Below are 12,288 nucleotides of genomic sequence, written 5' to 3'. Positions count from 1 at the left end.
ACTGCCTAGCTTCATCTTGCCTTGGCAGCGCAGATTGCACTCTTCCAATACGACCAAACACGGAAGCAATAGCGCAACACCGCCGTATGGACGGGATAATCTGGTCTGACTAGGATATACACCAACAGCGCGGCAGGGCGCGACTTCTGGAAGGAAAACCGATGACTGGCTTTGCGATCACCGACTGGGACAACGCCTATGAGAATGGGCGCAACATTCCGAACGGATCGGACTGGCCCGGAGTTTGGGTTTCTCCTGCTCAAAATTTCCGCGACAACAGCCGTTGTCGGTTGGATATCCCCTACGGTGCCTCCGAACGGGCCAAGTACGATCTCTTCCTGCCCGAAGGTACTCCAAAGGGGCTATTCGTCTTTGTGCACGGTGGCTACTGGGTCGCGCTGGACAAATCCTATTGGTCGCATCTGGCAAAGGGCGCTGTGGATAGCGGTTGGGCCGTGGCTATTCCGTCCTATGATCTTTGCCCGCAAGTCAGCATCGCCCAGATCACCAAAATGATCGGTAGTGCGATTGATCATGCCGCTGGCGAGGTCGCTGGACCGGTTGTTCTTTCCGGCCATTCCGCCGGCGGCCATCTGGTTACTGCAATGATGTGCGAAGGCACCCCCCTGACAGAGATAACCCAAAAACGGTTGCAACATGTGGTATCGATCTCCGGGCTGCATGATCTGCGCCCAATGCTTGCGACCAAACGCAACGCGCAATTGCAACTCGATATGACCTCGGCAACGACGAGCAGTCCGGCGCTCCATCGCCCGCTTCCGGATGTGCGCCTGACAACCTGGGTCGGCGGCGCCGAGCGGCAGGAATTCCTGCGCCAAACCGCCTTGCTGGCCAATATCTGGTATGGTCTGGGCTGCGACGCTTATGCAATTACAGAACCTGACCGCCACCATTTCAACGTGATTGACGGGCTTGCGGACCGAGCTTCCCCCTTGACGCGCGCGGCGCTTCGCAGTCCTGATGAAGAATGAGGCGTAAACCACAACGCCCTTCGGGAAAAGTAAAATTGCGAAACGAGTCACTTGACCGACGATAAGCTTCAAGTCTTAAATATCGACATAAATAATATCTGCACCCAAATCATGCTGATCCGGAAAAACCGGACGGCAGGGCGCAACACCAACGGGAGTTACACAATGACCACCAAGACAAAGCTGCTTGCATCGACCTTTGCCGCCCTCGCCGCCCTGCCGGCAGCTGCACAGGATCTGCCCTCGGCCAATGACGGCGTGCTCAAGATCGGGCTGATCTACACGCTGTCGGGCCCTGCGGGCGCACTGGGCACACAGGCGCGTGACGGCTTTATGCTGGCCGTGAACCAGATCAAGGAAATCGGCGGAATGCCGACCGAGATCATCATCGTCGACGACGAACAGCGCCCCGATCTGGCCGCCGACAAGGCACGCGAATTGGTTGCACGGGATCAGGTCGATTTCGTGGTCGGGCCGATCTTTTCCAACATCCTCGGTGCGATCCACAAACCGGTGACCGAAACCGGCACGATCCTGATCTCCACCAACGCCGGCACATCTGGTTACGCGGGTGCCGAATGCAACGAGAATTTCTTTGTCACCTCGTATCAGAACGATCAGAACCACGAAGTCATGGGCGCCTATGCGCAAAAGCAGGGCTATCAGAACGTTTTCCTGATGGCGCCGAACTATCAGGCCGGCAAGGACAGCCTGAATGGGTTCAAGCATTCCTACACCGGCGGCGTCGCGGGCGAGGTGTTCACCGAGCTCGGGCAGCTCGATTTCAGCTCGGAACTGGCGCAGATTGCGGCGTTCCAGCCCGATGCGCTGTTCACCTTCATGCCCGGCGGCATGGGCGTGAACCTTGTCAAACAATACAGCCAGGCGGGCCTCACCTCGATCCCGTTCTTGTCGGCCTTTACCGTCGATGAAACCACCCTGCCCGCCACGCAGGATGCGGCCGTGGGCCTGATGGGCGGCGCAAACTGGGCGCCGGACATGGACAATGCCGCGAACAAGACCTTTGTCGACGGCTACCTTGCCGCCTATGACGCGGTGCCCGGCACCTATGCGATGCAGGCTTATGATGCCGCACAGCTGATCGATTCCGCCGTGCGTTCGGTGGGCGGCGACCTGACGGATCGCGCAGCCCTCAAGGCCGCCCTGCACAAGGCCGATTTCGCCAGCCCGCGCGGTGATTTTTCGTTCGGCAACAACAACTTCCCGATCCAGGACTTCTATCTGGTCAAAGCGGAAAAGCGTGCCGACGGCAAATACCAGACCGCAATCGTCGAAAAGATCTTTGACGATTACAAGGACAACTACGCCGATCAGTGCCCGCTATAAGCTAGCCGCCAAGGGTCGGAGAGACGCATGACAAATCTGTTCATCCTGCAGCTGTTGAACGGCGCGCAGCTGGGGGTTCTTTTGTTCCTCATTGCCGCCGGGCTGACGCTGGTGTTCGGGATCATGGATGTGATCAATCTGGCCCATGGCGTGCTCTACATGATCGGGGCGTATCTGATCGCCACATTCGCCGCCCTCACCGGCAGCTTCTGGCTCGGGCTGCTGCTTATGCTGCCCGCGGCCCTTGTGGTCGGGCTGGTGATCGAGCGGCTGGTGATCCGCCCGCTCTATGCCCGCTCGCATCTGGATCAGGTGCTGGCAACCTTCGGGCTGGTGATGATCGTGAACGAAGGGGTCAAGATCCTCTGGGGCACGACGCCGCTCTCGGTGCCTCTGCCCGCATTGCTCAGCGGGTCGATCCCGCTGATCGGACCCTTGCAATATCCGGTCTACCGTCTGGCGATCATCGCCGCAGGGCTGGCGGTCGCCGCGGGGCTCTATGTCGTGGTCAACCACACGCGCATCGGCATGCTGCTGCGCGCCGGTGCCACAAACCGCGACATGGTCTCGGCGCTGGGTGTGAACATCCGCAAGCTGTTCTCCTTGGTTTTTGCCCTTGGTGCTGTGCTCGCCTGCTTTGCCGGGGCCATCGTCGCGCCGATCCTGTCTGTGGACACGGGCATGGGGGAAAGCGTGCTGATCCTGACCTTTGTTGTCGTGGTGATCGGCGGGATCGGGTCGATCCGGGGGGCGTTTCTGGGGGCCCTGCTGGTCGCCATTGTGGACACTCTGGGCAAGACCTTCGGCCCCATTCTGCTGCACTATATCATGGAACCAGCAGCCGCCGGTCAGACAGGCCGGATGCTCGCCCCGATGCTGGTCTATATCCTGATGGCCGCGATCCTGTTCGCCCGCCCGCAGGGCCTGTTCGGGCAGCGCGCGTCATGAAGGGCATTCAACACATCTCCGCACGCATCTGGCTCTCCCTTCTGATCTTTGCCGGTTTCGCCACCCTGCCGCTCATCGCCATGGCGACTGACGATCCGTTCCTCTTGCTCATCGGCACCCGCATCCTGGCCTATGCCATTGCCGCCATGGCGCTGGATCTGATCCTCGGCTACGGCGCGATGGTCAGCTTTGGACATGCCGCATACCTCGGCTTTGGCGCCTATGCGGTGGCGATCCTGAACAGCTACGGCGTCACCGACCTCGGCCTGCACATTCTGGGGGCTGTCGCCCTGTCGGCCATTTTCGCGCTGCTGACCGGGGCGATTTCCCTGCGCACAAGCGGCGTCTATTTCATCATGATCACGCTCGCCTTTGGTCAGATGGCCTATTTCTTCTTCGTCTCGCTTTCGGCCTACGGCGGCGATGACGGCACCCCGCTGCAGGCGCGCTCCACCCTGTTCGGCTCGGATGCCCTGGAAAATGACCGCGTGATGTTCTACACCGCCCTCGCCCTGCTGATCATCCTCTTTGCCGGGGCCACCCGCATCGTCGGGTCGCGCTTTGGCCGCGTGCTGATCGGCACCCGCGAAAACCCGGTGAGGATGGAGGCGATTGGCCTCGCCCCCTTCCGCTACCAGCTGACCGCCTTCGTGATCTCGGGCTGCATGACCTCTGTTGCCGGTGTGATCCTCGCCAATCAGGCCGAATTCGTCTCGCCTGCCTTCATGTCCTGGCACCGCTCGGGCGAGCTGATCGTCATGGTTGTCCTTGGCGGGATCGGCAATCTCACCGGTGCCATCGGCGGCGCGGTGGTGGCCCTGCTGCTAGAGGATTGGCTCGCCGTGCTGACGGAACACTGGCGGCTGCTCTTCGGGGTCTTCCTGATCCTCATGGTGCTCTATTCGCCGCATGGCATCACCGGCGCGCTGGAGCGGTTCAAGGGGGGCCGGAAATGAGCCTGCTGTCCGTCCGCAACCTCTGCAAAAGCTATGGCGCTTTGGAGGTGACCCGCAACGTCTCGCTTGATGTCGAACCCGGCGAACTCCACGCCATCATCGGCCCCAACGGCGCGGGCAAGACCACTCTGATCGGGCAGCTCTCGGGCAAGATCGCACCAGACAGCGGGTCAGTCTCGCTTGCCGGGCGCGATGTCACTCACCGCAGCATGTCTGACCGCGTGCGGCTGGGCCTTGCGCGGTCGTTCCAGATCACCTCGATCCTGCCGCGCTTCACAGTGCTCGAAAATGTCGCTCTGGCGGTACAGGCGCGCTCTGGCTCGTCCTTTCGCTTTTTTGCGCCGGTCGCCGGGGAACGCGCGCTGAACGATGCCGCCATGAACGCACTGGTCGAGGCCGGGCTTGACGATCGCGCCAGTCTGCGCGCCTCGGCGCTGTCCCACGGCGAACACCGCCGACTTGAGCTGGCCATTGCGCTGGCCACAAACCCCAAGGTCCTGCTGCTGGACGAACCGCTTGCCGGTACCGGCGGAGAAGAGGCCGAAGCCTTTGTCCAGCGCCTGCGCGCGCTCAAGGGGCGCTATGCCACCGTGCTGATCGAACATGATATGGAGGCGGTCTTTGCCCTCGCCGACCGGATTTCGGTGCTGGTCTACGGCGAAATCATCGCCTCCGGCACACCCGACATGATCCGCAACGACCCAAAGGTGCGCGCCGCCTATCTGGGTGATGAGGAGGCTGTCTGATGCTGCAAGTCACCGGGTTAGAAGCCGCCTACGGCGAAAGCCGCATCCTGTTCGGCATCGACCTGTCCGTTGCCAGGGGCGAGGTGGTGACCCTGCTGGGCCGCAACGGCATGGGCAAGACGACGACGATCAAGTCGATCTTTGGCATGGTCAAACCGACAGGCGGGCAGATCCGCATCGATGGCAAGGATCTGACCGGGGCCGAACCCCATCTGGTGGCGGGCGCCGGTCTGGGCCTTGTCCCCGAGGGGCGGCAGATCTTTCCGACGCTCACCGTGCAGGAAAACCTGCAGGCCACCGCGACCAAAGGCAAATGGACGCTCAACCGGATCTACGACCTTTTTCCCCGTCTGCAGGAACGCAAACGCAACATGGGCAACCAGCTGTCGGGGGGCGAACAGCAGATGCTGGCCATAGGCCGCGCATTGATGACCAACCCGCGCCTTGTGGTGCTGGACGAGGCGACAGAGGGCCTTGCCCCGCTGATCCGCGCCGACATCTGGGCCTGCCTCACCCGGCTGAAATCCGAGGGCGAGGCGATACTGGTGATCGACAAGAATGTCGATGCGCTGACCAAATTCGCCGACCGCCATGTGGTGATCGAAAAGGGCCGCGTGGTCTGGCAGGGCAGCACCGCCCAGATCCTCGCCACCCCCGATATCAAGGACCGTTTCCTGCATGTCTGAAAATACGCAAAGGACCAAGTGAATGAAGATGATCCCCGGGGTGTCTAAAACCGGCACCGGCATGGACAATATCAGCTGGAACATCCTCGGGCAGACCTATGTGCCCAAGCATCTGTCGGACTCCTCCATGTCGTGGCATGCGACCCTGCCCAAGGGCACCTTCGTGCCGCCGCACATCCATCCGCATCAGGATGAATTCATATATGTTCTCGAAGGCCGGTTCGATCTGCTCCTGAACGGGGTCGAGGCCTATGCCGAACCGGGCGATCTGATCCGCCTGCCGATGGGCATCCCGCACGGGATCTTCAACAAGACCGAGTCGACAATAAAATGCCTGTTCTGGGTGTCCCCGTCCCGCCGCATCTATGACCTGTTCTGGGCGCTGCACAACCTTGGCCCCAAAGCCAATCCGGCGGATGTGGTGGCCGTGTCCGCCCAGCACGAGGTCGATTTCCTCCCCCCGCCCGAGGACGCATAAATGAAGGTCCTCATCGCAGGCGCGGGCATCGGCGGGCTGGTGACAGCGCTGATGCTGCATCAGCGCGGCATCCCGGTCCAGCTGTTCGAGGCCGCGCGCGAGGTGCGCGAGGTCGGTGTCGGCATCAACATCCTGCCCCATGCGATCCGCGAACTGGCCGCCCTTGGCCTCTTGCCCGCGCTCGACAAGGTTGGCGTGCGCACGCGCAAGCTCTCCTACCTCACCAAACAGGGGCAAGAGGTCTGGTCAGAACTGCGCGGCATGCATGCGGGCCACGAGGTGCCGCAATTCTCAATCCATCGCGGACGCCTGCAAAAGACGATCTATGATGCGGTGATCAACAGGCTCGGCCCCGACGCTGTGCTGACCGGGCGCAGGCTGGCAGGCTTTGTGCAGGACGAGGGCGGCGTGACAGCCCATTTCACCGATTCGGTCGAAGGCGGCGCTGGTCTGAGCGCGCGCGGTGACGTGCTGATCTGCGCCGATGGCATTCACTCGGCCGGGCGCAAGATATTCTACCCCGACGAAGGCGCGCCCAGCTGGCAGGGTGTCGCCATGTGGCGCGGGGCCGTCGACTGGCCGGTCTGGCTGGACGGCGAAAGCATGGCCATCGGCGGCGGTCTGGGCGGCAAATTCGTGCTCTACCCCATCGCGCCGGCCAAAGACGGCAGGCAACTGACCAACTGGGTGGTCAATGTGCGGATCAAGGATCCGGCGATCTCCTCCCCGATGCCCGACAACTGGTCGCGGCAGGTCCCCCTCGCCACCGTCCTGCCCCACGCCAAACGCTTCTCTGTGCCCGGCATGGATATCGAAGGGCTGGTGCGCGCCACCCCATCCATCTTCGAATACCCGATGGCAGACCGCGATCCCCTGCCCCGCTGGACCTTTGGCCGCGTGACGCTGCTGGGCGATGCGGCGCATCCGATGTATCCCGTGGGGTCCAACGGCGCCTCTCAGGCCGTTCTGGATGCCCGCTGCATTGCCGATGCTCTGGCCAGCGCCGAACACCCGCGTGCCGCCCTCTGGGCCTATGAAAAGGATCGCCTGCCCAAGACGGCAGAGGTGGTGCACACCAACCGGCTGGGCGGGCCCGAGCGGGTCATCGACGCCGTGGAAAAGCTGGCCCCGGCAGGGTTCGACAACATTGATCACATCCTTAACCTTGAGGCGCGATCGGCCATCGTCGGCGGTTACGCCAGCATGGCCGGGTTTTCCCGTGTTGAGAGCGCGCAAAAGCTGCGCTAAAAAGTTAAGTGCCCAGGCCGCTAAATGGGCATTTCGGAAATACTGCGGAAAGATGGCGCGGCGCAGGGCCTTTAAGCTCCGGAAACTCGATAGAGCCGTTTGTCTTGCGGTGGAGGCTTTTTTGCGCGCAAACGATCTGTGCAATCCTGACGCTTCAATTTAGGGTGTGCGGGCCGGTCCGGGCATTGGCATTCACGGACCTGAAGCTATTGTCGCCTAAAACCTCTGGGCAGACAGCGACCTCCCTGCCGCCCGCCACATGAACGAAAGACGTCACGCATGAAATTCCGCACCCCCGCAATGACATTTGCTACCGTTGGCCTCGTGGCCTGCACATCCGTCGGGCCAGATTACAAAACCCCCGACATCGCGCTGACCACAGCCTTTGCAGAAGGGGACACCGCACCTTTGGGCGATGTCAGCCAGCAACTCTGGTGGACGGATTATCAGGACCAGACGCTGAACGCGCTGGTGGACCGCGGCCTTGCACAGAACCTGGACATCCGTACCGCTATCGAGCGAATCGAACAGGCACAGGCCAGTCTGCGCACCACAGGCCTGCCATCACAGGTCAGCGGATCGCTGACCGGCAATCTCACCCGGACTGGTGCCGAGGGTGTGGGTTATGACCAAGGCACCTCTGCGGGTTTCAGCCCGTCTATCATGATGGATCTGTTCGGCGGGGAACGGCGTGCGCGCGAACGCGCGATTGCGCAGCTTGAGGGCGCAAAGCTGGATGTGGGTGTGGCGCGGCTGGCTTTCCTTTCCAGTCTGGTGTCGAATTACATCGATGCGCGCTATTATCAAGAGGCACTGGCCATCACCCGCCAGAACCTCAGCAGCCGGGGTGAGACACTCGATCTGGTGCAACGTCAGCGCAGCGCCGGGACCGTTTCGGATCTGGATGTGGCACGCGCACAAGCCCTCTATGACGAAACCCGCGCTAATGTCCCCTCGCTTGAAGCGAATTTCTTCGCCTCGGTCTATGCGCTCGCAACGTTGCTGGCCGAACCGGCGCAGCCTCTGATCACTGACCTGCAGCGCGGCGCGCCCCAGCCTCGGGCACGTGCCCGCACGAGCGCCGGCGTTCCGGCAGATCTGCTGCGCAACCGGCCGGATGTACGCTCCTCGGAGCGGGACCTTGCCGCCGCGGTCGCCGCCGTCGGCGTGGCCGAGGCAGAACTCTACCCCTCACTGTCCTTGAGCGGCACGGTGACAAACGCCGCCACGCGGAGCTGGCAATTCGGCCCGGCGATCAGCATTCCGGTTCTGAACCAGCCGTTGCTGCGCGGAAGCCGCGATCAGGCCATCAGCCAGGCAAAACAGGCAGAGCTGACATGGCGCGGCACGGTTCTAAACGCTGTGGAAGAAGTGCAGTCGGCACAGACTTCCTACAGCCGTAGCGTGGCCACGGTGTCGGCAACCCGCGCGGCGCTGAATTCTTACGAACGTGTGGTTGAACTGTCGAATGCGACCTACGAGGGCGGAACGACCACTCTGCTCGATTTGCTAGACTCCGAACGCTCACGCGGCAACGCGCAGCTGTCGCTGGCACAATCAGTGCGTGATATGGCCAACAACTGGGGCACCTTGCAGATTGCCGCTGGCCGGGGCTGGAACTATACGCGCTAAGGTACTCCGGCCTTGGTTTCAGACTTTGGGCCATCGCCAGTCGCAACGAAAGCGAGCATGCGGACTGCATTTGCAAAGACAGTCCGCATGCTCCGATTGTGAATCTGCCAAGGCAATACAGGTCAGGCGAGCACTAGCACCCTGCCAAAGGGCGGGCTAAAGGCTGGAGCCTTTGGGACGGCCCAGAGCACGGGCATCTCGGGCGGCGTGCCGAATATGCCGTCTAGGTCGGTGAGGATCACTGCGACTGACGGCTTCAGCAGATTGATCCGCGTCATCAGATCCGCATACGCCGTGCCTCCGCCCCTGCGCATCGGGGCCGACGATAATCTAGCCTGGCACTCGCCTGCTCGCAGATCCTCTTGCCAATGCACCGTTTCATCGAAGGCGAGAACAGTGCAAGCGGCTCCTGTTCTGCGCACAATGCCTGCAACCTCTGAGGCGAACAGCCTCAGTATCAGCGGTGTGACAGAGCCCGAAGTGTCCAGCCCGATGGCGATGCTCGGGCGCAATCGGGTACGCTGTCGGCCCGGCTCGAATACAGGAACCGGGTTGCCGTGGCTGCGCGCTTCGGCTTCTGCTGCCGCCCACCGCCCCGAGGGGCGTTTGTAAGAAAGTCGTGGTTGTTCCTGCAGGGCGCGAGCCAGCAAGTGGCGCAGCTCCTGTTCCCATCGGGTGCGGGGCGGCTGAAGATCGGCTATGCCCCCAGCCTTGGCGCCGATGCCGCGCCCGGCCTTGAGCCCGGCTTCCAGCGCACGGCTCAGATGGCCCTGCCAGTCGGCAGGGCCATCGCCTTCGTCCTCAGAGGCGGGTATTGGTTCAAGATCAGGGGTGAAGTCCTGTTGCTGCGCATATTCCTGCGCCCTATGCTCCGCCGTATCCGGCCCTGCCAAAGCCATATAAAGACTCTCCGTATCCCACTCGGCCAGAGCGCATAGTGTCGATTCGGCAGGCCAGCCCGCCGCCGCCAGCAGGCCGGTCACGGTGACGGCTGGCCTTGGAAGGCCATGCCCGGCCACCAGCAGGGTTTCATTGACCAAACTGTCTGCCACCAGCCCAAAAAGCGCGACGTCAAACTCTTGCCCCAGACGTTCCGCCATCTGCCCGGCCCGGGCGGAGTGACGCAGCGCAACATGCAGCACGTGGTGCCCCACAAGACCGACCTGTTCGTGCAGGGGATGGCCATCGAACTCTGGCGGATAGAGGATCACATCGCCCCTTGTGCGCATCACTCCCGGATCATCGCGATGATGACACCACAGCGCCAGAACACCCAGCGCCGGGTCGCGTTCGGCCAGATGCGCCAGTGCGAGCGTTGCGCGCGTGGAATGCGCCATCAGGTCAGCCCAGCATCAGAGCGGGCAGAAGCATAGGCCGCGTAGCTGTCGGAACCGGCAAAGCTCCCCTCCCAGCCCTGATCAAGCGCCTTGGAAATCAGCAGTTCGAAACCGAAGGACGCAAGTTCGCGTACAGGCAGGCGGGCAAAGACCCCAGCATTGCGGCCCACCGCCAGGCTGTCCATATCAGCCATCACGTCGATCACCACGGGCAGGCTGTCGGCATCGGCCAGCGCAATCAACGCATAGATCAGTGCAGTCAGCCCATGCAGCGTCCGGGGATAAAGATCCCGGCGGGCGTGTCGCGGAGTGGCAAGCATTTCCTCAACATGCACGCTGGCGGCGATTTCATCCGCGATCAGCGCAAATTCCGCCGCCGCTGCATGACCCACCGTGCCGGCGATCATCACGTTGCGCTGGCTGCGGTCCCGGATCGACCTCAGGATCTGGCTGACCCGTTCCCAGGACCGTGGCGTGCAGGCGATGGCGTGGCCGCGACGCAAGGCATCCTCGGTTGTCTCAAACAGGTCCGGGCGAGTGCGGATGAAGGCGATCACCGCCGGATGAAGCCCATGTGCCACCGCGTAGCCCTGCAACCAGTCCCGGGCAGAGGCCTGCAACACCATATGAATCAGCCGATCGGACAGAGCGGTCCCCATCTCATAGGCAACCGCGCCGTCTTCGACCATATTGCCGGCCGCAACGATCAGCACGTTGTCCGGAATGCGGTGCCGCCCGACGCGGCGTTCCTGCAACAGGCCATAGACCGTCGGCTGCAGATAGGGCGACGCGGCAGTGAGTTCGTCCAGAAACAGGATCGCCGGGCGCACCGGATCGTCTGGAAGATCCTCGGGGCGATACCAGATCGTGCGCTGGGTTTCGTGGTCGTAATAGGGTAGCCCGCGCAGATCCTGCGGCTCGATCGTGGTCAGGCGCAGATCGAAAAGCGGAGCGTCCCTCTCGGCGGCAAGCTGCTGGATGATCTGCGTCTTCCCCACTCCGGGGCGGCCATGCAACATCCATGACGCGATCAGCCCCCCGTCCAGCTGCGCACGCCAACCAGCGCGCAAGGTTTCCAACGCTTCGGACGCGGAAACCGTGGCAGCGTTGATCATGCCTGCACCTCACGTTCCCCGCGTTTTTCCAAAACAGCGGCCAAGCGGGCATGGGCGGACACCCCACGCGTCTCAAAGGCGAAGCTGCGCAGAAAGTTTGAGGACTGAAAGCTGGCAAGCAAAAGCGCCTTCTCAGTCAGCTCCGCATCGAACAGGGCTGCCTGCAGCAGCGCGCGGTCAGCCGCCTGAAGCGCCAGAACGCGGGGGACTGGCATGTTGGACTGAACCGAAACAAGCGTCAACGGCATCACCCGCGCCATTTCGGCCTGCTCAATCACCAGGATCAGCGCCCCCTGCTTCAGCCCGTGGCGCGCCGCAATTTTAGTTAGGCAACGCAGCGCGCGAAAACGCAAAAGATCTTCCATGCGTTCGACCTCTGCCTGCGGCAGCAAGGATTTGCGTGTCTCGGGCGGATATCGCAGCAGGCGCATCTCAACAGCCCCGATGACCAGGATCATCGCAAGTGGAGCTTGTGCCAAGGGCAAGGCATAGCGCGGCCAGATCAACATCGCCGCGATAAATGGGAGGAGTGAGAGAATAAAGCGTAGGATCTGAACTTCAAGGATCATCCGTAGCATCATCCGCCCCCCTGCACTGCGGCGTGGCCAGAGCATCACCCGCCCCAGAAACCGCTTGGGCAGGCTGCGCGTCTCAAGCACGCTAGGATTGCGAAGGGTCGCATGGGTCACAACAATCATGCAGAGATGGTAAGGCATGGCGAAACAAAGTCCATCTGCCTGGCACAGTTCCGACCTGAACGCCGCGCCCGCATCAGCGGGCAAGCAAACTGTCTGGGTTTGCGG

The 12,288-nt window shown here is 62.2% G+C and carries 12 protein-coding genes; 9 read left to right on the top strand and 3 right to left on the bottom strand.

What is annotated here, in order from left to right:
• The first annotated feature begins 161 nt into the window (after positions 1-161).
• From P775_RS20895 to P775_RS20855, 9 genes are all read left to right on the top strand, one after another.
• Positions 162-992: an alpha/beta hydrolase gene (locus P775_RS20895; RefSeq protein WP_099912807.1), complete on the top strand. Its 831-nt coding sequence runs from the start codon at positions 162-164 to the stop codon at positions 990-992.
• Between the two features lie 165 nt (positions 993-1,157).
• Positions 1,158-2,339, top strand: coding sequence for an ABC transporter substrate-binding protein (locus P775_RS20890; RefSeq protein ID WP_099912847.1), 1,182 nt, complete (start codon positions 1,158-1,160; stop codon positions 2,337-2,339).
• 27 nt (positions 2,340-2,366) lie between these two features.
• The gene (locus P775_RS20885; protein WP_099912806.1) at positions 2,367-3,287 is read left to right on the top strand and encodes a branched-chain amino acid ABC transporter permease; all 921 of its coding nucleotides are present in this window, start codon (positions 2,367-2,369) and stop codon (positions 3,285-3,287) included.
• Positions 3,284-4,243 carry a branched-chain amino acid ABC transporter permease gene (locus P775_RS20880; protein WP_099912805.1) on the top strand — a complete coding sequence of 320 codons (960 nt, stop codon included), beginning with the start codon at positions 3,284-3,286 and terminating at the stop codon, positions 4,241-4,243. The genes P775_RS20885 and P775_RS20880 overlap by 4 nt, the downstream gene beginning before the upstream one ends.
• Positions 4,240-4,989, top strand: coding sequence for an ABC transporter ATP-binding protein (locus P775_RS20875; RefSeq protein WP_099912804.1), 750 nt, complete (start codon positions 4,240-4,242; stop codon positions 4,987-4,989). Before P775_RS20880 ends, P775_RS20875 begins: the two co-directional genes overlap by 4 nt.
• Entirely contained in the window at positions 4,989-5,675 is a 687-nt protein-coding gene (locus tag P775_RS20870) for an ABC transporter ATP-binding protein (RefSeq protein ID WP_099912803.1), read from the top strand. The genes P775_RS20875 and P775_RS20870 overlap by 1 nt, the downstream gene beginning before the upstream one ends.
• A gap of 22 nt (positions 5,676-5,697) precedes the next feature.
• Positions 5,698-6,153, top strand: coding sequence for a cupin domain-containing protein (locus P775_RS20865; RefSeq protein WP_342749676.1), 456 nt, complete (start codon positions 5,698-5,700; stop codon positions 6,151-6,153).
• Positions 6,154-7,401 carry a flavin-dependent oxidoreductase gene (locus tag P775_RS20860; RefSeq protein WP_099912802.1) on the top strand — a complete coding sequence of 416 codons (1,248 nt, stop codon included), beginning with the start codon at positions 6,154-6,156 and terminating at the stop codon, positions 7,399-7,401. It abuts the gene before it with no gap.
• 279 nt (positions 7,402-7,680) lie between these two features.
• Positions 7,681-9,033: an efflux transporter outer membrane subunit gene (locus tag P775_RS20855; RefSeq protein WP_099912801.1), complete on the top strand. Its 1,353-nt coding sequence runs from the start codon at positions 7,681-7,683 to the stop codon at positions 9,031-9,033.
• A gap of 122 nt (positions 9,034-9,155) precedes the next feature.
• On the opposite strand, the gene P775_RS20850 is transcribed toward P775_RS20855, so the two are convergent.
• The 3 genes from P775_RS20850 to P775_RS20840 are packed head-to-tail and all read right to left on the bottom strand — an operon-like array spanning position 9,156 to position 12,201.
• Complete coding sequence (locus P775_RS20850; protein ID WP_099912800.1) at positions 9,156-10,370, bottom strand: vWA domain-containing protein; 1,215 nt, start codon at positions 10,368-10,370, stop codon at positions 9,156-9,158.
• Complete coding sequence (locus P775_RS20845; protein ID WP_099912799.1) at positions 10,370-11,485, bottom strand: AAA family ATPase; 1,116 nt, start codon at positions 11,483-11,485, stop codon at positions 10,370-10,372. The genes P775_RS20850 and P775_RS20845 overlap by 1 nt, the downstream gene beginning before the upstream one ends.
• Positions 11,482-12,201: a hypothetical protein gene (locus P775_RS20840; protein ID WP_099912798.1), complete on the bottom strand. Its 720-nt coding sequence runs from the start codon at positions 12,199-12,201 to the stop codon at positions 11,482-11,484. Before P775_RS20840 ends, P775_RS20845 begins: the two co-directional genes overlap by 4 nt.
• Positions 12,202-12,288 lie beyond the last annotated feature (87 nt).

This window comes from Puniceibacterium antarcticum, assembly GCF_002760615.1.
Lineage (GTDB): Bacteria > Pseudomonadota > Alphaproteobacteria > Rhodobacterales > Rhodobacteraceae > Puniceibacterium > Puniceibacterium antarcticum.
The sequence above is the reverse complement of the archived record's forward strand: the minus strand, read 5'-3'. Positions and strand labels throughout refer to the sequence as shown.

Bases quoted from the DNA above. Each gene is read 5' to 3' on its own strand.
- P775_RS20845 (WP_099912799.1), bottom strand. From the start codon at position 11,485: ATGATCAACGCTGCCACGGTTTCCGCGTCCGAAGCGTTGGAAACCTTG.
- P775_RS20840 (WP_099912798.1), bottom strand. From the start codon at position 12,201: ATGCCTTACCATCTCTGCATGATTGTTGTGACCCATGCGACCCTTCGC.
- P775_RS20885 (WP_099912806.1), top strand. From the start codon at position 2,367: ATGACAAATCTGTTCATCCTGCAGCTGTTGAACGGCGCGCAGCTGGGG.
- P775_RS20860 (WP_099912802.1), top strand. From the start codon at position 6,154: ATGAAGGTCCTCATCGCAGGCGCGGGCATCGGCGGGCTGGTGACAGCG.
- P775_RS20855 (WP_099912801.1), top strand. From the start codon at position 7,681: ATGAAATTCCGCACCCCCGCAATGACATTTGCTACCGTTGGCCTCGTG.
- P775_RS20895 (WP_099912807.1), top strand. From the start codon at position 162: ATGACTGGCTTTGCGATCACCGACTGGGACAACGCCTATGAGAATGGG.
- P775_RS20880 (WP_099912805.1), top strand. From the start codon at position 3,284: ATGAAGGGCATTCAACACATCTCCGCACGCATCTGGCTCTCCCTTCTG.
- P775_RS20875 (WP_099912804.1), top strand. From the start codon at position 4,240: ATGAGCCTGCTGTCCGTCCGCAACCTCTGCAAAAGCTATGGCGCTTTG.
- P775_RS20865 (WP_342749676.1), top strand. From the start codon at position 5,698: ATGAAGATGATCCCCGGGGTGTCTAAAACCGGCACCGGCATGGACAAT.
- P775_RS20870 (WP_099912803.1), top strand. From the start codon at position 4,989: ATGCTGCAAGTCACCGGGTTAGAAGCCGCCTACGGCGAAAGCCGCATC.
- P775_RS20890 (WP_099912847.1), top strand. From the start codon at position 1,158: ATGACCACCAAGACAAAGCTGCTTGCATCGACCTTTGCCGCCCTCGCC.
- P775_RS20850 (WP_099912800.1), bottom strand. From the start codon at position 10,370: ATGGCGCATTCCACGCGCGCAACGCTCGCACTGGCGCATCTGGCCGAA.